At 42.0% G+C, this 25,749-nt stretch carries 22 protein-coding genes; 12 read left to right on the top strand and 10 right to left on the bottom strand.

The window, feature by feature from the left end:
- Nucleotides 1–27 precede the first annotated feature (27 nt).
- The 9 genes from OU792_RS02535 to OU792_RS02495 form a co-directional block, all read right to left on the bottom strand.
- Nucleotides 28–1,809 carry a glycoside hydrolase family 15 protein gene (locus OU792_RS02535; RefSeq protein WP_222584491.1) on the bottom strand — a complete coding sequence of 594 codons (1,782 nt, stop codon included), beginning with the start codon at nt 1,807–1,809 and terminating at the stop codon, nt 28–30.
- Between the two features lie 84 nt (nt 1,810–1,893).
- A complete protein-coding gene (locus tag OU792_RS02530; RefSeq protein WP_134202639.1) occupies nt 1,894–2,418 on the bottom strand; it encodes a hypothetical protein in 525 nt (174 codons plus the stop codon).
- Nucleotides 2,411–3,529, bottom strand: a complete 1,119-nt coding sequence (locus OU792_RS02525) for a 6-bladed beta-propeller (protein WP_166669421.1) — start codon at nt 3,527–3,529, stop codon at nt 2,411–2,413. The genes OU792_RS02530 and OU792_RS02525 overlap by 8 nt, the downstream gene beginning before the upstream one ends.
- Before the next feature lie 576 nt (nt 3,530–4,105).
- Complete coding sequence (locus OU792_RS02520; RefSeq protein ID WP_134202637.1) at nt 4,106–5,317, bottom strand: 6-bladed beta-propeller; 1,212 nt, start codon at nt 5,315–5,317, stop codon at nt 4,106–4,108.
- Between the two features lie 17 nt (nt 5,318–5,334).
- Nucleotides 5,335–5,553: a hypothetical protein gene (locus OU792_RS02515; RefSeq protein ID WP_134202636.1), complete on the bottom strand. Its 219-nt coding sequence runs from the start codon at nt 5,551–5,553 to the stop codon at nt 5,335–5,337.
- A 166-nt stretch (nt 5,554–5,719) separates the two neighbouring features.
- Nucleotides 5,720–6,286 (bottom strand): nicotinate (nicotinamide) nucleotide adenylyltransferase, encoded by a 567-nt coding sequence (gene nadD / locus OU792_RS02510; RefSeq protein ID WP_134202635.1) that lies wholly within the window; start codon nt 6,284–6,286, stop codon nt 5,720–5,722.
- Between the two features lie 3 nt (nt 6,287–6,289).
- Nucleotides 6,290–6,862, bottom strand: coding sequence for a guanylate kinase (gene gmk, locus OU792_RS02505; protein WP_134202634.1), 573 nt, complete (start codon nt 6,860–6,862; stop codon nt 6,290–6,292).
- 1 nt (nt 6,863) lies between these two features.
- Nucleotides 6,864–7,139, bottom strand: a complete 276-nt coding sequence (locus OU792_RS02500; protein WP_024284483.1) for a mycothiol system anti-sigma-R factor — start codon at nt 7,137–7,139, stop codon at nt 6,864–6,866.
- 12 nt (nt 7,140–7,151) lie between these two features.
- Nucleotides 7,152–7,745 (bottom strand): sigma-70 family RNA polymerase sigma factor, encoded by a 594-nt coding sequence (locus OU792_RS02495; protein ID WP_024284484.1) that lies wholly within the window; start codon nt 7,743–7,745, stop codon nt 7,152–7,154.
- Between the two features lie 88 nt (nt 7,746–7,833).
- Between OU792_RS02495 and OU792_RS02490 the strand changes: the two genes are divergently transcribed.
- The 10 genes from OU792_RS02490 to OU792_RS02445 all read left to right on the top strand — a co-directional run bounded on the left by OU792_RS02490 (nt 7,834) and on the right by OU792_RS02445 (nt 18,858).
- Complete coding sequence (locus OU792_RS02490) at nt 7,834–8,691, top strand: lysophospholipid acyltransferase family protein (RefSeq protein ID WP_274669372.1); 858 nt, start codon at nt 7,834–7,836, stop codon at nt 8,689–8,691.
- A gap of 140 nt (nt 8,692–8,831) precedes the next feature.
- Complete coding sequence (locus OU792_RS02485; RefSeq protein WP_222584496.1) at nt 8,832–11,090, top strand: ATP-dependent helicase; 2,259 nt, start codon at nt 8,832–8,834, stop codon at nt 11,088–11,090.
- Between the two features lie 97 nt (nt 11,091–11,187).
- Complete coding sequence (locus OU792_RS02480; protein WP_232724789.1) at nt 11,188–11,811, top strand: DUF4290 domain-containing protein; 624 nt, start codon at nt 11,188–11,190, stop codon at nt 11,809–11,811.
- Nucleotides 11,812–13,116 carry a UDP-N-acetylglucosamine 1-carboxyvinyltransferase gene (murA, locus tag OU792_RS02475; protein ID WP_026947856.1) on the top strand — a complete coding sequence of 435 codons (1,305 nt, stop codon included), beginning with the start codon at nt 11,812–11,814 and terminating at the stop codon, nt 13,114–13,116.
- Nucleotides 13,117–13,126: 10 nt separating this feature from the next.
- Nucleotides 13,127–14,128, top strand: a complete 1,002-nt coding sequence (locus OU792_RS02470) for a glycosyltransferase family 61 protein (protein ID WP_274669371.1) — start codon at nt 13,127–13,129, stop codon at nt 14,126–14,128.
- 78 nt (nt 14,129–14,206) lie between these two features.
- Nucleotides 14,207–15,925 (top strand): IlvD/Edd family dehydratase, encoded by a 1,719-nt coding sequence (locus OU792_RS02465; protein ID WP_274669370.1) that lies wholly within the window; start codon nt 14,207–14,209, stop codon nt 15,923–15,925.
- 50 nt (nt 15,926–15,975) lie between these two features.
- On the top strand, nt 15,976–16,737 hold the full coding sequence (locus OU792_RS02460; RefSeq protein WP_274669369.1) for an SDR family NAD(P)-dependent oxidoreductase: 762 nt from the start codon (nt 15,976–15,978) through the stop codon (nt 16,735–16,737).
- A 6-nt stretch (nt 16,738–16,743) separates the two neighbouring features.
- Nucleotides 16,744–17,403, top strand: coding sequence for an acetoacetate decarboxylase family protein (locus OU792_RS02455; protein ID WP_222584500.1), 660 nt, complete (start codon nt 16,744–16,746; stop codon nt 17,401–17,403).
- Nucleotides 17,396–18,178: an SDR family NAD(P)-dependent oxidoreductase gene (locus tag OU792_RS02450; protein WP_134202627.1), complete on the top strand. Its 783-nt coding sequence runs from the start codon at nt 17,396–17,398 to the stop codon at nt 18,176–18,178. Before OU792_RS02455 ends, OU792_RS02450 begins: the two co-directional genes overlap by 8 nt.
- 26 nt (nt 18,179–18,204) lie before the next feature.
- Nucleotides 18,205–18,858 carry a hypothetical protein gene (locus OU792_RS02445; protein ID WP_134202626.1) on the top strand — a complete coding sequence of 218 codons (654 nt, stop codon included), beginning with the start codon at nt 18,205–18,207 and terminating at the stop codon, nt 18,856–18,858.
- A gap of 72 nt (nt 18,859–18,930) precedes the next feature.
- Here the strand turns inward: OU792_RS02445 and OU792_RS02440 are convergent, their stop codons facing one another.
- Complete coding sequence (locus OU792_RS02440; protein ID WP_274669368.1) at nt 18,931–20,598, bottom strand: formate--tetrahydrofolate ligase; 1,668 nt, start codon at nt 20,596–20,598, stop codon at nt 18,931–18,933.
- A gap of 325 nt (nt 20,599–20,923) precedes the next feature.
- Between OU792_RS02440 and OU792_RS02435 the strand changes: the two genes are divergently transcribed.
- Nucleotides 20,924–24,619 carry a PAS domain S-box protein gene (locus OU792_RS02435; protein WP_134202624.1) on the top strand — a complete coding sequence of 1,232 codons (3,696 nt, stop codon included), beginning with the start codon at nt 20,924–20,926 and terminating at the stop codon, nt 24,617–24,619.
- Between the two features lie 4 nt (nt 24,620–24,623).
- On the top strand, nt 24,624–25,748 hold the full coding sequence (locus OU792_RS02430; protein WP_134202623.1) for a response regulator: 1,125 nt from the start codon (nt 24,624–24,626) through the stop codon (nt 25,746–25,748).
- Nucleotide 25,749 lies beyond the last annotated feature (1 nt).

The raw sequence follows: 25,749 nt of genomic DNA, 5'->3' as shown, positions 1-25,749 counted from the left end.
TTTAGATAGGAGTTTTCTCGATAAGGGTTAAAGAAAATTCGGTCTATCCAATTTCTTGCCGATTCGAAAAGCTGCATTCATCAATCCTACGTGAGAATAAGCCTGAGGGAAATTGCCCCATTGGCTGCCTGTAGCTTGATCTACATCCTCAGAGAATAGACTCAAGTGATTACAATACTTCACGAGGGTCTCAAAGCCCTCGATGGCCTCGTCCAATCTATTGACACAGGCCAAAGCTTCGATATACCAAAAAGCGCAAATCAAAAAGGTCGTCTCCGGCACCCCAAAATCGTCCATGTGCTTGTAGCGGTAGAAAAGAAAATCCTTGGCGAGCAAGTCTTCTTCCAGTGCCTTTAGATGCTCATTAGCCCGCTCGATATCATCCCCAAAATAGCCCATGGTGATCAATTGAAGCGTAGATGCATCCATATGCTTGGATCCGATAGCCTGTGCGTAAGCTTTGCGCTCGGGGAGGTAGCAGGCTTCTATTTTTTTGATGGCTTCATCACGCAGGTAGATAGCCTTTTGATACATGGTTTCATTTTTCAAGCGAATGCCGATTTTGGCTGCTGCATTGGCGCCAGCCCAGTGAAAAAGGAAGGTATAGCAGTGCTCCTGCGCCAGATTTCGAAACTCCCACAATCCAGCGTCTTTTTCATGCATGGTCGCTTCGATTTTATCCAGCAGGTTCATGATCAAGGGCTCTGAATGGATACGCTCGGACTCCGTAAATCGCTGATCGGAGTAAAGGGGCAAGAGTGAAACCAATACCTGACCATACAAGTCATTTTGGATGTGGGTGTAGGCCTGATTGCCAAATCGAACTGGTTTATTACCCAAGTACCCATCCAGTTCGGAGATTTCTTCTGTAAGCAGCCAGTCTCCTGTAATGGAATAGAGTGGTTGATAGCGACCGTCGGGTCCGGTTGGGAGATTGAAGATAAAGTCAAAATATTTTTCTAGCTCCTCGAAGTGCCCCAAGCTATTGAAGCAGGTGAGGGTGTAGTAGGTATCCCGTATCCAGCAGTAGCGGTAGTCCCAGTTGCGGGTGCTACCGGGAGACTCTGGCAGGGAAGTAGTCGAGGCTGCGATGATGGCACCGGTATCCTCAAATTGGTGGATCTTCAGAATCAAAGCGGACCGTAAGACCAATCGCTGAGAGAAATTTGGGATGCTGGTTGACTTCACCCAAGACCGCCAATAATCAGTCGTGGATTGAAGAAAGCGCTCTGAGGTAGTTTCGATGGGAGCTTCCAAAGGCCTACCATAGGTGAGAACCAAGTATACGGGCCGCTGAAGTACAAAAGGTTTACTTTCACAGATATAAGTCAAAGGCGCATTGGTGGTGAGTCGGAGTTCTTGATCAATCCCCATATAGCGGATATGATTGCTTCCTTGACTGGGAGTGAGTTGTACCCGACCCTGATCGGTGACAGGTTGACAGCAAATCTGAATCTTCGGCGAACCAGCTACCGGTTCTACCTTCCGTATCAGCATCAAGGGCTTGTAATAGCGATCGTAATTTTTGAAGCGGGGTGCAAAATCAGTGACTTTATAGGACTCGTCTCCATTTCGGATGATGGTCTCCAGTACGTTGGTATTTTCCACATAAATCTGTGCGGAGCTGTATTCTCCTGAGGCAGGTAGGATGGTGAATTTCCCGCCTTTTTCCCGGTCCAGCATCCCACCAAAAATAAAATCTGAGTCAAAACGCGGCATGCAAAGCCAGGAAATATTGGTGTCCTTTTCGATATGGGCGATATAGGCACAGTTGCCGATCAAGCCGGATTCGTAGAGGTGTTTGTTCATTGGAATGTTTACTTAGGTTTGAGAAAAAAGTGCGGCTATTGGGTCAAAGGCAAATAAGCAAAAAAGGGAATGGAAAGCAAAAATCTACTCTTCGCGCCCTTCAGGCTTCATTCCAAAATGCTCTTCCAATTGTGATTCCCGAAGGTTGGGAATTCCAAATTCATAAAAGTCTAAAATTAGGTCTCCCTGGACTAGAAAAAAGAGATTTGATTTATTGTCAAAAGGCACATTTTCAAGGTGATTCTGCTCGAAAAATCTATCTTCAGAATCTAAATAAACAGGATATGGGAAATCCCGCCTTTCGAAAAAAGAACTAATCTGGCCAGGACTGTTTTTCCCATCTTTCCCTTCTCCTCCCAAATAAATACTGATTGAAAGATTAGGATAGGATGCTGCAAATTCCTTCCAATTCAGAATATTGTCGGTAAATGGGTAAAGTGATAGCTTAGAAATATTGAGATACCCTATTATTTTTGAATCGCAATTTGGACATGGTGGGTTTCCTTTATGAATCATTTCCAAATCTTTAGGAAAAATCATTCGATCTGGTTTCCCTTTGCAGGCAAAGGCCAGAAAAATCAAAGCAAAGTAGTTTAAAAGCCTATTCATCCAATTGAATTTTTGTCTTTAGGATAACCGGATAGTCAAAGTCTTTCTCAGGAATTTCAGATTGGATTAAGTCCAATTGGTCTTTAGGAAGGCCATTTAGTATCACAGATCGATAGGTCAAAAACATGACTTCTCCATCTTCAATCCCAATGGGAAAATGGTAGAGCATGTCATCATTCAGGTTGGTGGATAATTTTTGGACTTTATCGGTAGATTTATCGATAAAAATCAATTCCTTGAAAATGCCTTCAGGCTTTTGTAAATGTACGCTGAGTAGTATCAATTGCTCATCCTCAAAAAACCCGTGGAGATTGGCAAATCCAGTTTCACTCATTTTCCCAAAACTATTCATAATGTCCTCTTGCCAGAAATAATCGGGAATCGAATAAGTGCCGAAATCCATTTCAATCACCTTTTCTAAGGTGTCATTATGAAAGTTGTAAACATAGGGTTGAAAAGACTCAATGATATGAAGGTCATTTCCGTTTTTGAAGAAATTACGCTCTGTCATTGGCAAAAGTTTGTTTTTGTAAGTGTTGTCCAAAAAAGAGGAGATCACTTTTCCCTCTGAATTAGCTTTTACCAAGCGAAACTGGGTGAAAGGTAGATTATAACTCCCATAAAGCAAATATTCTCCGGATGGTAATTTGGTAAATGAACTTGCCAGGTACCCAGTTTCAAAAACCGTTGATATTTCGCCTGCTTCAGAGATATGATAAACCTTAGCTTGATCACCAATTCCAGAAAGCACCTCCACACTCCCGTCAGAATTGATAAAAAAATCATCCATTTTAGGAAGAAAATCTGGGCCATTTCCCACGGGTGCAACGATTCCCAGGTACTCACCATTTTTATTGAACCGATGAATCCCGTCCTTATTACCCTCATCCATTAAATAAAAAGTTTTCTCGTCAAATTTAACTCGAATATCAGTTCCCATAAGATTTTCACTCCTGGTTTCTAAAGGAATAATTTTTTGGATGGTTAGGTTTTCTTTATCGAATAAGGAAATATCATTTAAGGTGATTTGGAGTTGATCCTCAGAAGAAGGGGAGTTACAACTAAAACCAATGAAGAAAATTGAGTAGTAAAATATAGGTTTGATTTTCATACACGAAATTAGAAAAAGCCACCCTCGGATTGAGGGTGACTTTGGTTTTGTTGATACATTAATCGCAATTATTACACCCAATTTCAAAGACTCGGCAACGTTCGCTTGTAAATTGGTTGTCACAATGGTAAACTGTGTAACCACCATTACAAATTACCATTCTTTGATAGCAGGTTTTCGTTCCCTCTTCCTCTTCCTCCTGAGCATTAACTGAAATCCCGGTGAGCATCATTGACCCCAAAAAGGCCATTCCAAAGATTAATTTTTTTAATGTTTATGGTGCCGTGCGTGAGACACGAACGGCGGCTTTTATGGTAAAACTTTTGGCCAAAAACGGTTCCGGTTCCGAAGTTGAAACTAATCTAATGGGCTAGGTTCAGAAATGAAAACTTACCCGTCAAAATGATTCACTTTTTGCAAGAATGGCGTTTTTTTTGCAGACGGCTAATAATCAGCTAGAAGTAGAGTTTTTTATCTCGGATATAGTCCACCACCGCATCAGGCAGCAGATAGCGTACCGATCGCTCCTGCTATATCGCCTCCCGGATAAAGGTCGCTGAGATATCTGGAACCGCATCAAAACTCAAATTCTACAGAAAATAAGATAGGATTCCCCTCTTTATCCAAAGGTTCCACAATTTGTTGAAGCCTTGTCAAATACGCATCATCATTGATCAGGTCTTCTTGACTTTTAAGAGAAGCTAAGACTCGATCGGGTTTTGCTCCAAATACAAATCTATTTTCATACACTCCAACCAAGTAACTATTCGGATCTTGAGTTATATCATTTAATAATTCGGAATTTTTAAATAAAATAGACTTTCCAGTAAGGTTTGAATAGATATAAATCCATTTTTCATTATCATAAAAAAAAGCAAGATATTGGTAGTTGTCTGATTCATAATAATAATGAGTTATGGCGTAGTTAGTCCTAACCTCGGAGTAATATCTTTCTGGATTTTCGTTCTCCAAAATTATTTTTGGATCAAGTTTCAGCCCCCCGTAATCAATGATCAAATAAGGTTCAGGCTTTTCAATACCTTTGATCTCAAATAAGGTATCATTTAGATGCCTACGAAAAATTAGATCTCCACTCCCATTTTTAAACAATGGATTAATAATCAATGGATTCATTACTCGAGTCCCATAAGGAAAAAAGGTCTTCTTAACACTAAGATCTTTACTAGCTAAATTTAGATGATCTACTCCAAATTCCGAACCCAATAAAGCGAATCCCTTTTCGAAAGATGAAAAGCCTGAGGGAGCCAAATCTTCCAAACGACTTGTGCCGATATACTCGCCTGAAATATTGTAAGATAGTAATTTACGAAAATCAAGTACAGTAATCGTATCATTTTTAATTTCAAAATCCATGATTTGTAGGTATTGACCAGGAGCTTCTCCCCGGCTGCCAATAGAACCCACATACTCTCCATCTCGAGTGAATTGGAAAAGTTTACCCGCAAAAATATAGTCTAATACAAAAATATATTCGTCCGTAAATGAAAGTTTATTTATAGAATTAATGTAAAAAACCTCTCCAGACCCATCTTGGTTTGGCAGAGGAATTACTTCAATCTCCGAACTGACTAAATCAGAAAGTTTCAGACCCTTCTTCTCTAATGATGGATCAATTATTAATGAAGTAGGTTTTGATGTATTTTCACTTACCTGACATGAGCTTATCAAAACATAAAATACAATAAGACTTAAATTTACTTTATACATGCCAATTGATAAAAACAAATATTTTAAATTAAATAAGGCTAGCCCAAAAAGGGCTAGCATAAATTATTCAAATTGTCTTAAAATTGACAATCCCTTGTCATTTGTCCCCATTCATCACAAGCATTTCCATCTCCGCTAATCCAGCAAACTTCATAAGTCTCTTGAGTCGATGGACATACCCTTTGTTTCCATTTGTAGTCACTTCCTCCAGGTTCTTCCATTCCTTGTGCAAAGAGAATAGAACCCGAAAACGCCATAGCCCCAATGAAGGCTAATCCAAACAATACCTTTTTCATGTTTTTATTGGTTTTGTTAGTTTAAAAACCTTTGGCCAAAAGTTACTTCGATTATCGAAGATGAAACTAACATATTGAGTTTAGTTTTTAATTGCAAACTTAAACTTCAGAAAACATTCATTTTTTCCATCAGTGGCGTTTTTTTTTGCAGACGGTAAATAATCTGCTAGAAGTAGAGTTTTTTATCTCGGATATAGTCCACCACCGCATCAGGCAAAAGATAGCGCACCGATCGCTCCTGCTGTATCGCCTCCCGAATAAAGGTCGCCGAGATATCCAATAGGGGGGCATCTACTTCCATGATCGAGGGATGGGAAAAGTCCACTTTTTCTCCCGGGCGAGGATAGACATAGACCTGATAGTGCTCGAGAATCTGCTCATAGTTTTTCCATTTTTTGAATTGCTTGAGATTATCTGAACCCAAAAAAATACTGAAATTATGCTTTGGATACTGCTCACTGAGATAAGTCAAGGTATCGATGGTGTAGCTCGGGCGGGGCATGTGAAATTCCACATCGCTGGCCCGAAAGTGGAAATTATCTTCGATCGCCAGCTCCACCATACGCAGCCGATCAAATTCATGGATGAGGGATTTTCGCTTTTTCAGCGGATTCTGAGGACTGACCACAAACCACACTTCATCCAGGTCTGTTCGGTCGTAGATCGTCTCTGCTATGATCAGATGACCAAGATGAATGGGATTGAAGCTGCCGAAAAAAAGCCCGATTTTCAAAGCTTAGGAGGCTAGAAATTCACGAACTAGATTTTCTGCCTCAGCGGAGGACTTGGCAAAGTTATCATTGACAATCGTCACATCAAACTGCGGCTCGAATTTCATCTCAAACTCAGCCTTAAAAAGCCGTCTGGAAAGCGATTCTTCGGATTCGGTACCCCGGTCGTTGAGGCGGGCTTTGAGTACATCCAGCGAAGGCACTTTGACAAAAATAGCCAAAGCCTGTTCGCCAAAGTATTTTTTGAGAGCTAGTCCGCCTTTGACATCTACATCGAAAATGACGGCTTTTCCCGAATCCCAAATGCGTTGGATTTCTTCTTTGAGCGTACCGTAGAAGTTGCCGGCATAGACTTCCTCCCATTCGATGAAGGCGTCTTCGTCTATTTTTTGCTTGAATTCTTCCTGGGATAAAAAGTAATAATCCTTGCCGTGAACTTCATGCCTGCCTCGACGATCCCGGGTGCAGGCTGAGATGGAAAAACCCAAATTGGGCACATGCTGAATGAGGTGTTTGACAAGGGAAGTCTTCCCCGAACCTGAGGGGGCCGAAAAAATGATGGCTTTTCCTGCGGTCATTTTATTTGCTTTCGTGGATCATCTGACGGATGGAGTCAGCGAGTTGGGTAGGCACCGGCTGTTTGGTGCACTTCGTTTTAAGTACTTCCCGAATGGCTTGCTCCAAGTGAAAATGCTCAAAGCAAGGCTGGCATTTGTCCAGTTTTTCTTTGAGGACTTCTTTACCCTCTTCACCCATTTCTCCGTCAAGGATACTTTCCAGCAGCTGAAAGCATTTGCTTACATCACCACAGCTCACTTTCCGCTCCTCGGAAGTTTCTTTTCCGTTGTTTTCCATTTGGTATTCGTTTTAATCCTCTTCGTCTGTCTTGTAGCCCATGGACTGTGCATAGCCCCGGAGTTTGTCCTTCAATAGATTTCTGGCCCTGTGAAGCCTGGACCGTACAGTTCCGATCGGAATATCCAGGATCTTGGCCATTTCCTCGTAGGTAAAGCCTTCCAGATCCGCCAAAATAATCACCGTTCGGAAGTCAACCGCCAAGGCATTGAGCGCATTGGAAATCTCATCTCCGAGCATATCCTTGACCGAATCAGCCCGCAGATCAGTAGTTCCTTGAAAGTCAACATCATCAGAGTTATAATAAGTTTCAACTTCCTGATAATCTACCTTAGCAGGTTGCTTGGACTTCTTACGGTATTCGTTGATGAAACTGTTTTTCAGGATGCGAAACAGCCAGGCTTTGGCGTTGGTTCCCTGTTCGAAGGAATTGATGAAGCGATAAGCTTTCAGATAGGTATCCTGTACCAGATCCTTGGCATCGTCCTCATCGAAGGTGAGCCGGAAGGCAAAATTGTACATGGAGTCAATGTGTGGCATAAACTCCCCGTCAAAGATGCTGTTTTTCTCTTCCTGCGTATATTTTCTGCGCTGACTATCCGACATAAGATTCAAAAGTAATCATTGGGTGAAATTATAACTAGGATTCGGGAACTTTTCCCCGCTTTTCCTTTATTTTGTATCCTCAGTTCGATTGTATTCGACGCTTTCAGGCATGTTTTTCTTTCGTCTTCTCTCCCGACTTCCGCTTTCTATCTTATACCTACTCACGGACTTTCTCTATCTGATTGCCCGCTTTGTGATTCGGTATCGGAAAAAGGTGATCGATGAAAATCTCCTTCATGCTTTTCCTGAGCTTTCTGATACAGAGCGAAAAAAGATCCGAAATCGTTTTTACAAGAATTTTACTGACACATTTGCCGAAACCATCAAAATCCTGACAATTTCGGAAGCAGAATTCCGCCGCAGATTTGTCATTGTCAATCAGCCGGATCTTGATCAGCCAGTCAAAAACGGAGTCAGCTCGCTGATGATGGCCGGGCATATCTTCAACTGGGAGTGGGGAGTGGTCGGCACCAATCTCTACACCGAGGTGCCTGTGGAGACTGTTTACCTCAAAGTGAATAATCCCTTCTTCAACGAACTGATGAAAAAAATCAGGACACGATTTGGCGGATTTGTGACAGAGAAAAAGGAGTTTCGACGTGGGATGCTTACCTTGGGCAGAGATCCTCGGATCGTGCTTTTGGGATCTGATCAGAGGCCGCCCTCTTCAGAAAATCGGTACCAGCGTGAGTTTCTAAATCGGCCGGCAGTCTTTTTCGAAGGGGCTGAATTCTTATCGAAAAAGATGAACTTGCACGTCCACTATGGCAAAATGATCAAAGTCAAACGAGGGCATTATCGTTATGAATATGTTCCTTTGGCCAGTCCGCCCTATGAGGGTGAGAAGCCGCACTCAATCACGGATCGATTCTGCGAAATGCTGGAAGAAAATATTCGAGAACAACCGGACATGTACCTTTGGAGTCACAAGCGATGGAAGATATGATGAATTGGAAAATTGGAAGATTTCAAAATTGAAAAATTTCAAAAAGTTTAATTCCTCGACTCTTGTTTCTTGATTCTAACTTCTTTCATCTTGCTACTAAATACTTGCTACTATAATCTAGCTACTAGCTACTTTAAATAATGGATTACCTAGAAGAACTCAATCCCCCTCAGCGCGAAGCGGTAGAACATACGGACGGACCGGTGATGATCATTGCCGGTGCGGGTTCGGGAAAGACCCGTGTGCTGACCTACCGGATTGCACATCTGATTTATGCCAAAGGAATAGATCCATTTCAGATTTTGTCACTCACCTTTACCAATAAAGCGGCGAGTGAGATGAAGCATCGAATCGAAAAGCTAGTTGGTTTGGAAGCTAGAAATACCTGGATGGGTACTTTTCACTCGGTTTTTGCAAAAATCCTTCGGGTAGAGTCCGAAAAAATCGGCTATCCCTCCAACTTTACCATTTACGATACAGACGATTCGAAATCGCTAATCCGCACCATCGTCAAGGAAATGCGATTGGACGATAAGGTTTACAAACCTAGCGTGGTCCTTTCCCGAATTTCCGGTGCCAAAAACCGATTGATTTCCTGGCAAGCCTATCAAGCTGACCCTTTTGTGAAAGCAGATGACGAGGCTGCGATGAAACCCAAAATGGGCGATATCTATCAGCGCTACCAAGACCGGCTTTTCAAGGCTGGAGCTATGGATTTTGACGATTTGCTTTTCAATACCAATGTGCTTTTCCGAGATCACATCGATGTATTGAATAAATACCAGCAGCGATTCAAATATGTGATGGTGGATGAGTTTCAGGATACCAACCTCTCCCAGTACCTCATCACCAAAAAGTTGGCGGCTGTTCACCAAAATATCTGTGTGGTAGGGGATGACGCTCAAAGTATCTATGCCTTCCGTGGGGCGGATATTCAGAATATTCTCAACTTCGAAAAGGACTATCCGGATCTCTTTGTCGTCAAGCTGGAGCAAAATTATCGATCCACCAAGACCATCGTAGAAGCTGCCAATTCCATCATCGATAAAAACAAAGCCCAGCTTAAAAAGACCGTCTGGACCTCCAATCCTGATGGAGACCTGATCGAACTCATCAAGGCCGCCTCCGACAACGAGGAAGGGCGGGTAGTGGCTACAACCATTTTTGAGGAGAAAAACAATAAAAAGCTGGACAACAGTGATTTTGCGATTCTCTACCGGACCAATTCCCAGTCCCGGGCGATGGAAGAGGCGCTTCGTAAAATGAACCTTACCTATAAAATCGTAGGCGGGCTGTCTTTCTATCAGCGAAAGGAGATCAAGGACTTGATGGCCTACATGCGCTTCACGGTGAACCCCGTTGATGAGGAGGCTTTCAAACGAATTATCAATTATCCTAAGCGAGGGATAGGTAATACCTCCCTGGAAAAAATCCTGGTGTCAGCCTACGATCATGATGTGCCTCTTTGGGAGGTGGTGCAAAATGCCCATAGTTTCCTCGGTGGTCGTGCAGGAGCATCAGTGGATGATTTTGCCACCATGATCAAAGCTTTTCAGATAGAAGTACAGCGAAAAGATGCCTTTGAAGCCGCCAATACCATTGCCAAGCAAAGTGGCTTGCTGCGGGAGCTCTATGAAGATAAAACCATCGAAGGGCTCAATCGCTATGAAAACGTCCAGGAATTGCTCAATGCAATCAAAGAGTATGTTGACAATGAAGAAAATGAAGACAAAAGCTTGGGAGCCTTCCTTCAGGAGATTGCATTGCTTACCGATAATGATCGGGATAAAGATACCACAGACGCGATTACGCTGATGACCATTCACTCTGCCAAAGGGCTGGAATTTAAGCAGGTATTTGTGGTAGGCATGGAGGAAGATTTGTTTCCTTCTCAGATGATGATGCAAAGCCGGGAAGATCTGGAGGAGGAGCGGCGGCTGTTTTATGTAGCGACCACTCGGGCTATGGAAAAACTTTATCTTACCTATGCACTTTCCAGATACCGTTTTGGTCGACTGTTGAATTGTGAGCCGAGTCGCTTTTTGGAGGAGATCGATCCGGATTGTATCAAGGTCAACAAGCGACAAGCTACTCGTGAAATGCCCGGTGCGTTTCGTAGGGAAGGTTTGCCGGGAAGTTCTGGGTTTATAGGAATTAAGAAAAAACCCGAGACGCGCATGCCTTCCAATATGAAGGTGCATACCCCTAGTCCGGACTTCAAGCCGAGTAACACCAACAACCTGCAGGAGAGTCAGCTAGTAGAGCATCCTAAGTTCGGTTTTGGGAAGGTTTTGAAGATTGAGGTGGATGGGCTCAACCGTAAGGCAACCATTCAGTTTGAGCATTTTGGCGAGAAGACATTATTACTTAGCTTTGCCAAGCTTCGAATTATAGACTAATTGTCAAACTTCCGGCCTTTTGGTGATTTTTTGTTACCATAACTTAGGCTTTAGAAGGGATGTTTGAATAGAAGAAAAGACTAAACACAATCTCATTTTGAAAGAATACGGAAAAAACATTCAAGGCCTCGTGGACTATGTCTGCGGGATTGAAGACCGGGAAAAGCGTACTGCGAGTGCCTATACGATCATAGATATTATCAAGCAGCTGAATCCAACCCTCAAGCAAGAAAATGATCAAAAGCTTTGGGATGATATTTATATTATGTCTGATTTCAAATTGGATGTGGATGGGCCTTTCCCCATGCCCGAAAAAGAATTACTCGGCAAAAAACCCCTTCCAATAGGTTATCCTAGAGGGGAAGTACGATTCAAGCATTATGGAAGAAACATCGAAAAGCTGATCGAAAAAGCGATTGAAATCGAAGATGATGAGGAGCAGGAAGCTGCAATCATTTACATCGGACAGCTGATGCGAAGTTTTCATTCCACTTGGAACAGGGACAATTTCGACGATGGCATCATCATTGATGATATCAAAACGCTCTCTCGGGGAAAGCTTCACATCGACTTAGAAAAAGTGAAGGAAAATGCACTTTTCGAATCCAACACGCGACGTGATTTCAAAGTGCCTACCCATGAGGAGCGAGGTGGAAAATCAAACAAGCGCGGCAACAATCGCCGTCGAAACGGAGGACATAACAAAAAACGTCGAAATTAAATGGCATCTTTTCGGGTAAGGGGTGGAAATCAGCTTAAAGGCGAGATCATTCCACAAGGAGCAAAAAATGAAGCGCTTCAAATTCTTTGCGCAGTACTTTTGACTGGAGAAAAAGTCACCATTCACAAAATCCCCAATATCCGTGACGTAAATAAACTCATTGAGCTTTTGAGCGATATGGGGGTGAAAGTCACCAAACTCGGTCCCGAATCCTACTCTTTTCAGGCAGATGAGGTCAACCTCGAGTACCTAGAAACAGAAGATTTTTTGAAAAAAGCCTCTGCACTTCGAGGCTCAGTGATGATTTTAGGTCCGCTTTTGACTCGTTTTGGTACAGGAAAGCTTTCTAAGCCAGGAGGAGATAAAATCGGACGTCGACGAATGGATACTCACTTCACCGGCTTTCAAAAGCTAGGAGCTGAATTCAGGTATGATGCTGAGAAAGAGATTTTCCATATCGATGGAAAAAATCTAAAAGGCACTTATATGCTTTTGGATGAGGCCTCAGTAACTGGTACGGCAAATATCGTGATGGCAGCGGTCATGGCCGAAGGGAAAACGACTATCTATAATGCTGCATGCGAACCTTATCTGCAGCAGCTTTGCGACATGCTTAATCGCATGGGGGCAAAAATAACAGGTGTAGGGTCCAATCTCCTTCATATCGAAGGAGTGGATAAGCTGGGTGGTACCACTCATACCATGCTTCCGGACATGATTGAGATCGGTTCTTTTATTGGAATGGCAGCAATGACTCAATCTGAGATCACCATCAAAAACTGTCAAATTCCCAAGCTTGGAATCATTCCCGATACTTTCCGGCGAATGGGTATACAAATGGAATTCAGAGGTGATGATATTTTTATCCCAGCGCAAGATCATTACGAAATAGAGACTTTCATTGACGGTTCTATTTTGACTATAGCCGACCAGATTTGGCCGGGATTTACTCCTGACCTGCTTTCCATCGTATTGGTGACTGCTACTCAGGCAAAGGGTACGGTACTGGTGCATCAGAAAATGTTTGAATCTCGTTTATTTTTCGTAGATAAATTGATCGATATGGGAGCCCAGATTATTCTTTGCGATCCACATCGTGCCACGGTCATTGGATTGGACAGAAAGTACCCGCTGAGGGGGATTCGGATGACCTCACCTGATATTCGTGCAGGAGTAGCTTTATTAATCGCCGCCATGTCGGCAAATGGTACATCAATTATTGATAATATTGAGCAAATTGATAGAGGATATCAGTATATTGATGAGCGATTAAACGCACTAGGAGCAGATATAGAGCGATTGTAACAATTTTTCAATGGAGCTAAATCCAGAAGAGGGCCTTGAGGAAGAAATAAGAGTACAGAGAGGACTCCCTACCAATGTTAGGAAGGAAGATAAGCCTTTATTTAACGAATGGCTCCAATCATCTTTTACTATACAGCCCTGCTGGGTATTGAATGATGCTCTGATTTTGCAGGATACCGTTTTTTCTTGGAAAGAGCTGAAATTCTTTGCTTCCCATACCCATGTTTATGGATTAGGTGTCCTTCCCTTGGGAAAAAGAGTGTTGAATTGTGCTTTTAGAAAATGGCGAACAATCGAAAGTGGCATTTGGATCAAGGATGAATGGAGTGCCAATTACTTTCATTGGATGACCGATTGTTTACCGAGAATTTGGCAAGGGTTAGAAAAAGGGATGACCGATCAAATCATCTTACATGAATCCTACCAAAAGCTTCCATTTGTCAGTCAAAGCCTCAAGTTATTAGGAATCAAAGCCATCTTTTATTCTTCATTTGAAAATCTTAAAGTCAAAAAATTGGTTTTGACATCACGTACAGCTGTTTTTCCACACTTTCACCCGGAATACACGCTAGAGACTAGAAACCGACTTTCCAAAATCTCAAGAACCCCGCACCGCAAAATCTACATTAGTAGAAGCTTGGCCCCCAAACGTAGGGTTTTGAATGAAAAGGAAGTAGAGCTGTGTCTAAATAAAAAGGGTTTTGAGATCTATCATGCCGAAAAGCTTTCGGTGAAGAAGCAAATCGAATTGATGGGTGAGACAGCTATTTTTATCTCTTTGCATGGGGCAGCACTTACCAATATGCTTTTTTTGCCGATGGGAAGTAAAGTGGTTGAATTAAGAAATCACGAGGATGACCAAAATCAGTGTTATTTCAATCTCGCCAATGTCCTAGGGCACGAGTATTACTATACACTAAACGAAGGGACTGAAAAAGATACCATCCTAGCTAATTTCAAAGTTGATGTAGAGTCCTTAGAGAACTTGGTTGATCAATTGATTAAAGAATAAACCGATATCCATCTAAGGTTCGCAGAAATCTTCATTTTTTCCTATCTTCTGCCAGATTTTACTCAAACCCAAAAACCTATGGCAAAGAAAAAACTCCGGAGTCAGGAGTGGTATGGTCGAACCGGAAAAGACGGATTTATCTATCGCTCTTGGATGAAAAACCAAGGATTACCTCATCACCTATTTGAAGGTGAAAAACCTGTAATCGGTATCTGTAATACCTGGTCAGAGTTTACTCCCTGTAATGCCCATTTTCGAGAATTAGCGGAGTCAATCAAGCAGGGAATCTGGGAAGCCGGAGGTTTTCCTCTTGAGTTTCCGGTGATGTCTCTTGGAGAGTGCTCCATCAAGCCCACAGCCATGCTTTTCAGAAATCTCGCTTCCATGGATGTGGAGGAAAGCATCCGAGCCAATCCAATGGATGGTGTGATCCTGATGTGCGGCTGTGACAAGACAACTCCCTCCTTGGTCATGGGAGCGGCCTCGGTAGACTTGCCGACCTTGGTCGTATCAGGAGGTCCCATGCTCGTAGGTAGATTTAAGGGTAAAAAAATAGGTACTTCCGATGTTTGGAGGTTTGCCGAAGAATATAAATTAGGAAAACTTTCTCAGGAAGAGTTTATAGAAGCCGAGGCTGCGATGTCCCGCTCAAGAGGGCATTGTGCTCCGATGGGTACAGCATCTACGATGGCTGCCATGGTGGAGGCTTTGGGCTTGGCAATGCCAGATAACGCTACCATTCCAGCGGCTGATTCTCGAAGAAAAGTTTTGGCGCATATGTCAGGAATGCGGATTGTTGAGATGGTCAAGGAAGACCTCAAAATGAGTCAGATTTTGACACGTAAGGCCTTTGAAAACTCCATCATGGTCAATGCAGCACTTGGAGGATCAACCAATTTTATCCTTCACCTTACAGCCATAGCACGTCGGATCGGGGTAGATTTGGATCTGACAGATTTTGATCATTTTTCTTCCAAAGTGCCTTTGATTGCTAATGTTCAGCCTTCGGGGGAGCATTGGGTAGAAGACCTGTTTTATGCAGGGGGCCTACCCGCGGTCATGCGGGAAATCCAATCCAAACTTCACACAGATTGCATCACGGTCAATGGAAAGACGCTAGGTGAAAATATCGAGAAGGCAGAATGCTATGACCGAGAACTAATCGGAACTTTAGAAAAACCCATCAAGCCGGACTCAGGAATTGCGGTTCTGAAAGGAAATCTCTGTCCAAACGGTGCTGTGATCAAGCCCTCGGCTGCTAGTCCCCATCTCCTGACTCATACTGGCAAGGCTGTGGTCTTTGAAGACATAGACGATTATAAGGCTAAGATTGATGATCCAGACTTAGAGGTTGATGAAAACTCTGTTTTAGTGATGAAAAATGTGGGTCCTAAAGGTTACCCAGGAATGCCTGAGGTTGGAAATATGGGACTTCCTGCCAAACTCCTCCAAAAGGGAATCAAAGACATGGTACGAATTTCCGATGGACGAATGAGTGGGACGGGATACGGTACAGTTGTCTTGCACGTGTCCCCGGAGTCTGCCATTGGCGGGCCATTAGCTTTGGTGCAAAATGGAGATATGATTCAGCTTGATGTGCCAAATCGAAGTTTGAACTTGCTGATTTCCGATGAGGAAATGGAGAAGCGTAAAAACGCCTTTCAACCTACTCAATTACCCTATGAACGGGGCTATGTCAACTTGTTTCTTCATCAAGTCAATCAGGCTCATGACGGGGTAGACTTTGATTTCTTACAAGGAAGCTCAGGTTCGGAGGTTAAGCGTGATTCGCATTAAGCGTGACTTCAATAAATTGGATTTTTTACATTTAGAATAATTTATTTCCAATGGGAAAATCAAAGGTAGCCATCATCACAGGGGCAGGACAGGGAATTGGTCTGGAAATAGCTAGGAAGCTTCTGGAACAAGGAGGGAAGGTTGTTTTAAATGATGTAGAAAAAGGTTTGGTTGAGGAATCGGTCGCTACGCTTTCCCGAATGAATAGCGGAAGTATTATTGGTTGCTCAGGAGATGCAGCAAGTCAAGAGACGGTCGAAGAGATGGTCCAACTTGCACTTTCAACATTTGGGAGATTAGATCAAGTTGTCGCAAATGCCGGAATCACACTCTTTGGAAGCTTTTTGGGGTATAGCAGGGAGGATTTTCGAGAAGTAATGCGGGTAAATCAGGAAGGGACCTTTTTTCTCGTTCAAGCTGCTGCGAGAGTTATGAAAGAGCAAGAAGAAGGAGGTTCCATTTTGCTTACTTCTTCAGTCACAGGTCATCAAAGCCATGAAAATTTAGCAGCTTATGCCATGAGCAAAGCCGCTACTGAGATGCTTGCCAAAAACCTAGTCTTAGAATTGGCTCCTTTGGGGATTCGCGTTAATACCATCGCTCCTGGAGCAACTCTCACTGAACGCACTACTTCTGACCCCGAGTATGCCGCCACTTGGTCCAAGTTGACTCCAACAGGCAGACCTGCTTCTACGGTGGATATCGCGGAAGCCGCCACTTTTTTGCTCTCGGATGCTGCTCGCCACATTACAGGACAGACTTTGATCATTGACGGAGGCTGGACAGCCGTGAGTCCCTCTCCCTACTCCTGATAGCCCATGATAGCCTCCCCGAAAAATGAAGATTTTCAGAAATTTCCACCACCGTGGGACCTCAAAGGGGAGGGGATTATTCTGGTTTTTAAGTTTCCGAAAAAGTGGGTAGAAGAAAATGGTCAAATTCCGGGATACCTTAAAGGTCAATTTGAAGGAGGATTGGGGTATTTGATGCTGGTGAATTATACCGAAAGTCCCGTGGGACCTTATCGGGAATTGCTCTTGATTCCTGGAAAATTCGGAAAGCATAGAAAGCAATCCATTACCAAGATTTTTGTAGACTCCGATCTCAGCACGATGAATGGCCGGGCTAATTGGGGCATCCCGAAAGAGACCATGGACTTTGACTGGGAGGAAAGTGATGGAGAAATACAAGTGCGTGTAAAATCTAGAAATCAGGTTTTTTTTGATTGTTCGATTCGTCCATTTGGATTCTCTTTTCCGGCGAGTACAGCTTTGCTCCCTATAGATTTGTATCAGCAGTGGGAGGGAAAAGAATTTTTCACCAAACCTTCAGGAAAAGGAAGGGGGAAGTTGGCGAAAGTCAATTTTAATAACATCAAGGCAGATTTCTTTCCTTCTGTCAATCAGGTAAAGCCTTTATTGGCCGTACATATCCGCCCCTTTCAGATTCATTTTCCAAAGCCGATTATCCGTGAGTGATTTTTTCAAAAATAAAAAAGTGCTAATCACAGGTGCTGCTTCGGGGATTGGGAAAGCGCTTTTGATTCAACTTTTGGAAAAAGGAGCAGAAGTATACGCAGTAGATATTTCGGATTTAGGACTAGAGAAGTTAAGGCGGGAGTTTTCTGAAATTAAAACCAAACAAGTTGATTTGGCCGTCAAGGGAGCAAATGATCTGATTATAGAATGGCTGGATCAAAATAACTTTCAAATCGATCTAGTCATAGCCAATGCGGGTAAAGCGGAATATGGTCCGGCCAAAACACAAAACTGGAAGGAAATGGATGCACTATTCCAGTTGAATACCTTTAGTCCAATTGAACTGGGAATGAAGCTACAAGAAAAACAGGCTTCTTGTCATCATGTCATCATTGCTTCAGCTATGTCCTATTGGGCAGTCCCCGGATACAGCTTGTATGCAGCTACCAAATCGGCCTTGCTGCAGTGGGCGAGAACAGTATGGAGTGAAGGCGGACAACAATTGACGCTTGTATTTCCTATCGCTACAGCGACAGCTTTTTTTGATCATGCCGGTAAAAATATTCCCAAGGCATTCCCTGTTCAGGATCCGAAGACCGTTGCAAGAAAAATTCTCAGAGGCCTGGAAAAAGGAAAGAAAAGGATTTTTCCCTCTCGTTTGTTTACTCTGATGCGATTGATGAATAGGGTTATTCCCATCATATTGCCCATTTATCAATGGATGGAATTAGAAAAACTCAGAGGATGGGTAAAAAACAAAGCTAATTCTGAGTAAGTTAGCTTTCTTAAACCATCAATCATATGAAAAACTTTCTTCTCGTTCTTGTAGTCAGCTTGCTTGCTTTTTCCTGCTCCACTGATCAGAAGCAGTCTATGCCAGATACGCTTCCTTTTCAAGTGGCCAAAGCCTACGGTATTGAAAACTTTGATCAGGTGAAAAAAATCTCCTACACTTGGAATGTACAGCGTGATTCGGTCAATGTCTTTTCAAGAAATTGGTCATGGGATATCCAAAATAATGAAGTGGGTTATTCGGGTCCTGATACCACTTATACCTACAGCTTGGACATGCCTTCAGACTCTTTGCCTGATGCGGATAAAGGCTTTATCAATGATAAATATTGGCTCATGATGCCTTTCCAACTGGCCTGGGATACTGGGTATGAATACGAAGTTGCTGAGAACGTGACTACTCCACTACATCAAACCAACTCCACCAAACTGACTGTCGTTTACAATTCTGCTGATGGGTATACTCCTGGAGATGCCTATGACTTGTATCTGGATGAGAATCATCGGATCCTAGAGTGGACATTTAGAAGGCAGAATGGTGCAGAAGGCAGAACCTGGACTTGGGAGGATGTTCAGGATTTTGGACCTATTCAATTAGCCACCATGCATAAAGATGGGGAGGGAAACCGCTTCATTTGGTTTACAGATGTGACGGTGGAATAACTCAAAATCTAAAAGGGCCCGACTTTTTTTAGTGGGGTCCTGTTGGATTTGAAATTTCTGCTGACTTGAGTCTTAAAACAACCCATTAATATCCCCATTTGAAGAAATATCCATTGACTCAGCAGCTGGCTTTGCAGGGAGCCCGGGCATTCGGAGAATCTCGCCAGCCATTGGGATAAGAAAGCCGGCACCTGCGGCAAATTCGAATTCTCTAATTGTGATCTTGAAGTCGCGCGGCCTTCCGATCAGCTTTTCCTGATCGCTGATACTTTTTTGAGTTTTTGCGATGCAAATAGGAAGCTTTTGATACCCAAGACTTTCAATTTTCTTGAGTTGGTTTTGTGCTTTGGGACTAAGGATGATATCGGATGCACCATACACTTTCTGGCTTACTTTTTTGATCTTATCGACCACAGAGTCTTCCAGCTCGTAGGTGGGTTTGAAGGAGCGATTGCAATTTTCAGCTTCTTGGATGACTAGTTTGGCTAAACCCAAACAGCCACTACCCCCTTTCTCCCAGCCTTCGCTGAGAGCTACAGGTACATTCAATTTTTTGCAAAAGTCTATCAATAATTTCTTTTCAGCTTCCGTGTCGCTTTTGAAAACATTGATAGCCACCACCACGGGGATTTCAAATTTTTTGAGGCTTTCCAAATGATGTTCGAGGTTGGGTAGGCCCTTTTCTAAAGCTTCCAAATCCTCTGTTTCCAAATCAGTGAGAGGCTTGCCTCCGTGATATTTCAAAGCACGAATGGTAGCTACCAAGACAGTCGCCTTTGGAGAAATGCCAGCTTCCCGGCATTTGATATTAAAAAACTTTTCTGCACCTAGATCAGAGCCAAAGCCAGCTTCCGTCACAGCAAATTCTCCTAAGCTCATACCCATTTTGGTGGCTAGGATGCTATTGGTGCCTTGGGCAATATTGGCAAATGGTCCTCCATGAATCAAGGCGGGATGATGGCCTAAGGTCTGTACGATATTGGGTTTGATAGCTTCTTTCATGAGGGTTGCCATTGCACCTTGCGCATTGAGATCAGAGGCAAATACAGGACTACCGTCTAATCGATCCCCCAGATAGATTTTCGCAAAGCGGTTTTTTAGATCTTCTAGGTTTTGGCTCATGCATAGAATAGCCATTACTTCACTAGCTGCCGTGATCTGAAAACCTGTTTCTCTGGGAACACCACCGCTTTTACCGCCTAGTCCACAGACAATATTTCTAAGGGCTCGGTCATTCATATCCATGGCTCGCTTCCAGAGGATGGATCGAGGATCTATTTGTAGGTTTTTGACTTTGCTTTGAATGGCATTGTCCAAAAGTGCCGCCAGGAGATTATTGGACTTTTCGATGGCATGGAAGTCTCCTGTGAAGTGGAGGTTGATGTCCTCCATAGGTATCACTTGTGACCACCCGCCTCCGGCAGCTCCTCCTTTCAGTCCAAATACAGGCCCCAAACTTGGTTCCCGAATCACTGCAATTGAGTTTTTCCCGAGATCATTGAGTGCGTCGCTAAGGCCTATTGTCACGGTAGTTTTACCTTCACCTGCCGGAGTTGGGGTGATGGCAGTGACCAAAATCAACTTTGACTGCTGAACTTTTTCTTCCTGAATCAACTCCAAGTCCAGCTTTGCCTTGAACTTACCGTATGGCTCAATTTTTTCCTCTGGTAGACCAAGTTTTTGGGTGATAAGTCGGATTGGATGGGGAGGGACTGATTTGGCTATTTCTAGATCGCTCATTTCTTTTTTTTTATCAAAACAAGAATAAAATCCTTGGGAATTCCCTGATAATACAAGCTAAAAAACATGAGATAAATCAGTAAAGAACAGGATCAGGAGCAGTAGATTTTAACAGATGATGTTTTATATTAAATAGTAAGTTAAAACAATCTGGAAGTATTTCGATTAATTCACGGAGACCAGCGAGTTATTGGGATAGTTATCTCCAAATGGGTAATGAGGATATTTAATCTTTATTATTTCATACAAATGTGTATTTTGTTCAATAAATGCCTTTATATTGAAAGGGGTGTTTTTGACATCAAAAAAGTAATTCTAAAGATCAATGACTGTAGATAAGTTTGAATATAAAAATTGGTATCACCATTTAGCCGAAGGTGTAGTTTTCCAAGATAAAAATGGCTTAATATTCGATGCCAATGCTGCAGCAGAAGAACTCTTAGGATTAAGTCTGGACCAAATGAAAGGGATGGAGTCAGTCGATCCTAGGTGGCATACTGTTCACCCTGATGGTTCAGATTTTCCTGGGGAGACACATCCTGCCATGATATCTCTGAAAACTGGGAAGCCTGTTCACAAGGTTCAAATGGGGATTTTCAATCCTAAGGAGAATGATTATACTTGGATTTTAGTCAATTCCTACCCAATTTTTTTGAAGGATGAGCAAGAACCTTTTCAAGTCTTTACCACTTTTGTCGATATCTCAGATCAAATCATAGCAGAAAGAAACTTAAGGGAAGAAATTGTCCTTCACGAAACACTAGTTTCGGTTTCCTCCTCATTTATACATCTTTCTGAGGATCAGGTTGGTGAATTTATTCAAAGAAGTCTGGAAAAGCTCGGGAAGTTCTTGGAAGCGGATCGGATGTATATTTTTGATTATGATTGGGAAAATGATCAAACCTCCAACACATTTGAATGGTGTGCAAATGAGATTGAGCCATATATAGATACTTTGCAAAATGTGCCTCTAGAAGGTTTGAAAAGTTGGACAGATGCTCATCGGCAGGGAAAGATAATGTCTGTGTCTGATGTTTCTTTGCTGAATGAAGATGACGCCTTACGACAAGTCTTAGAGCCTCAGGGAATACAAAGCATATTAGCCATACCTGTAATGGTGGGAAATGAATGTGTAAGTTTTGTGGGAATAGATTGGGTCAGGAGCAAGCACACATATAGCCAAAGGGAGTTCAGGGTTTTAGATATATTCGTCGGGATTTATGGAAGGGTAAAGGAAAGATTCAAAAGGGAGCGAGATATTTTTGAACGCCTTAAAGAGCTCAAGTCAATTTATGGAATATCTGCTCTGTCTCATGAATTTTACAATGGTTCGGTAAAGGAGTTTCTTTCTAAGGCTGTGGACATCATCCCACCAGGCTTTTTTGAACCGGATGAGACCTTTGCTGTCATCAACTTTGATTCGGAAAGGTTTGAAAGTGCCAATTTTAAGGAGACATCCAAGAAGATTCAAGAAGATATAGTCGTCAATGGAAAGGTCCGTGGCGAGGTAGTGGTCTATATTACTGAATCAGTTAGTTTTATTCCGGAGGAATATCCTCTACTCAAAGCTATCAGCACTAATATTTTTCAATTTATAGATGCATCTGAAAAGCTCAGGGAGATTAAACAAAGTGAGTCCCAGCTTAAACTCTTGCTTGAGTCTCAATCAACTTATATTGTCTGGACAGACCTTGAGGGTAGACCTACCTATTATAACCCTGTTTATGAACAGAGATTCGGAGAAATTTTATTTGACGCAGAGGATGAAGAGGGAACTATCCTCAAATCAATCTGTGAATACCATTGGGGAAGGATCAGAGAGGTAGTAGAGGAATGTATTAAAAATCCAGGTCAGGTTTTTAGAGTCGAGTTAGATAAATATACTGTAGACAAAAAAATATGTAATACTTTTTGGGAAATTACTTGTGTAACAGATCAAGCTGGTAACCCTTCAGAAGTCCAATGTATAGGAATTGACTACACCGCTCAAAAGGAAGCAAGTGATCAGTTGATTGAGAGCGAAAAACGATTTCAGGAAATCACTTCACTTAGTGGATCTGTCATTTGGGAAATCGATCTGGATGGGAAGTTGCTGTATGTAAGTGAGGCCTCTAAAACTGTCTATGGCTATCAAAAAGACGAGTTGATAGGCAAAAAAGCACTTAATGTCTTTTGTGGTACCTCAGATATAGAAGAATGCCTTCATGGTTTTAAAGATAAAGTCAATACAGGCAAACCTGTAACCTTTGATCTTCAGGGTAAACACAAAGACGGAGAGATTATATGGATTAACCGCACAGTAAAGCCTGTTTTGAATGAGAAGGGAGAGATCCTAAAGTATCAGGGCTCAGATATTGAAATCACAGAAAGTAAAACCGCGGAATTAGAGATCAAGAAATTATCTGAGGCCATCGAGCAGAGCAATACTCCCACCAAAATTGTTTCATTTGATGGAGATATTGAATATTATAATGCAGCATATAAAGAGCTTCTTGTAAATATTCTGGAAGTCGATCTCCCAAATGGAGTAGCTATTGGAAATATTCGGGATTATTTTGATTACCCACTAGATAAGTTAAGTGAATATGCAAGTAATCTAGTAGAGAATAAGAGTTCGGGGAAAAGGATTCCTCCTTATCGCCAGGAAATTAAACTTGTCAGTAAAGTTTCCTTAAAGGAAGTATGGTTTAAGCTAACAGTTTCTCCGATTTCCAATTTATCTGGCGAATTCCACAAACTACTATTGTTCTATGAGGATATCTCAGATAGCAAGAAGTATCAGGAAGAGATCCTAAATCTCAATTCAAGTCTGGAAGAAAAAATTGCTGCAAGAACCCAAGAGCTTTCCATAACCAACGAAGTACTCGAAGGGGCTATTTTAGATGCAAAAAGGGCAAATGAGGCCCAGCGCCAATTTTTATCCAGAATGAGTCATGAATTACGGACTCCTTTGAATTCCATACTTGGATTTGCACAAATACTCCAACTGTCCAATTTATCAGATAGTCAAAAAAGAAACCTGAATTTTATTCTGGAAAGCGGAAACCATCTTTTGAATCTTATCAATGAAGTATTGGAGATATCGAGGATAGAGGCTGGCCATATCGAAGTTTCTCTTGAGCCCGTCGAGCTTCAAAGCTTGATAAGTGAGGTGGTGGATTCTGTCCGAACTGCAGCCTTTCGGAATTCTATATCCATAAGCACTCCCTCGTTGAGTATTGAAAAACTATTTGTCATTGCTGATTTGCAAAGACTTAAACAGGTCATAATCAATCTAATCAACAACGCAATAAAATATAATAAGCCTAATGGTAGTATCAGTATAGAATATCAACTTACGAATAGAGAAGAGGATCAAGAGTTTATTCAAATTCATTTCAAGGACACTGGGGTAGGAATTTCTGAAGAAGACATTCCTAAATTATTTACTCCTTTCGAAAGAGGAAGAAACTCGACTTCTTCAATCGAAGGAACTGGTTTGGGACTCTCGGTGGTGGATAAATTAGTGCAGCTCATGGGAGGGACTGTTGGTGTATCTAGTAATCTCGGAGAAGGGAGTGATTTCTGGATAGAAATACCACTTCAAAAGTCCTCCTACAGGGATCTTTTGAAGGAAGATTTCTCGCAAAAGGGAAAACCCAATAATAAACCCTCAAAATCTACTATTCTATTGGTGGAAGATAATCCCACAAACATTGAGCTGGTTCAAGAGTTCATTAAACTGATTGACCCCGAAATCCAACTAATTTGGACCATGACTATGGAAGGAACCATTCAGTTGGCAACTGAATATCACCCAAAAATCATCCTTCTCGATCTTAATCTACCAGAGGTCCATGGTTCTGAAATTTTAGAAGAATTAAAGAAAAATTCAACACTTAAAGACATTCCTGTTATCATTGTGAGTGCAGATGCGACCAATCATTCCATGGAAAGAATGGAAAAGCTTGGAGCAGAGGGTTACATTACCAAGCCAATGAGAATGGACTTGCTTAGTAAGATTGTTGACGAATATTTGTAGTGAAATGATTAAAAAACCCTTAAAAGAGTCCATTCTTGAGTCTAGGATATTTATTGTAGACGATCAGATTAAGAACTTGATTCTCTTAGAAAATGTACTGGAATCTGCTGGATTTGGAAACATTTGGTCCACTACAGATGAGCGAGAACTCCTCCCTAAACTTAAAACTGAAAAGCCGGCCATCCTTCTCATTGATTTGATGATGCCGCATATAAGTGGGTATGAGTTGATCAAATCCATTCGGAAAGATTCCGAAAAGGATACTTTGCCCATCTTGGTATTGACAGCTGATATTTCATCTGAAAGTAAGCATCAGGCGTTTGACCTTGGGGCTAATGATTTTTTGACAAAGCCTTTTGATATCAGGGAAGTGATATCTAGGGTTCAAAATCTTATCACGGCATCAGTCGTATTGGATCAACTACAAAATCAAAACATCATTTTAGAGGAAATGGTAGAAGAAAAGACAGCCTATCTAAAGGCTGCTTTGGACCTTACCGAAAAGAGAGAAAGATATTTCCGGGTATTGTTCAATTCAAGCTTCGATGCGATTCTCTATTTTAATCTTCAGGAAGAAGGGCCTTCCAACTTTTTTGAGTGCAATCCAGCAACAGAAGCAATTCTAGGATATACCAAGGAAGAACTTGGAGGATTAAGTATAAAGGATTTGGATTGTGATTATTCTGATGATTATTACTTTAAGATCAAAGAGCAGCTGAGCTCTAAGAGTGAGACTCTTTTTCTAGAGCGAAAGATTAGAATCAATTCTGGAGAATGTAGAATAATGGAAACTTCCTTTGTGAGTATGGAGGTGTTAAATAAAATTCAGACAGTTGTTTTCTTGAGGGATGTAACCGAAAAAGTCGAGCAGATTGAAACAATCCTAAATCAAAACAAAATTTTCAAAGAGATTGCCTGGTCCCAATCACATGAGGTGAGGGCTCCCCTTGCAAGAATGATGGGGGTAATTGATTTAATTGATGATGAGCTTAGTTCTCGAATGGATGAAGAGACGGCTAGTTTTTTAAAGATTATCAAGGATTCCTCGTATGAACTAGATCAAATAATCAGGAAGATATCTGAAAAGTCCAATGTGGCCCAGTCAAAAACTAATGTAACCCTAGGATAGA

It is taken from the genome of Algoriphagus sp. NF (assembly GCF_028823735.1).
GTDB lineage: Bacteria > Bacteroidota > Bacteroidia > Cytophagales > Cyclobacteriaceae > Algoriphagus > Algoriphagus marincola.
This window is presented reverse-complemented; position numbering and strand designations above follow the sequence as displayed.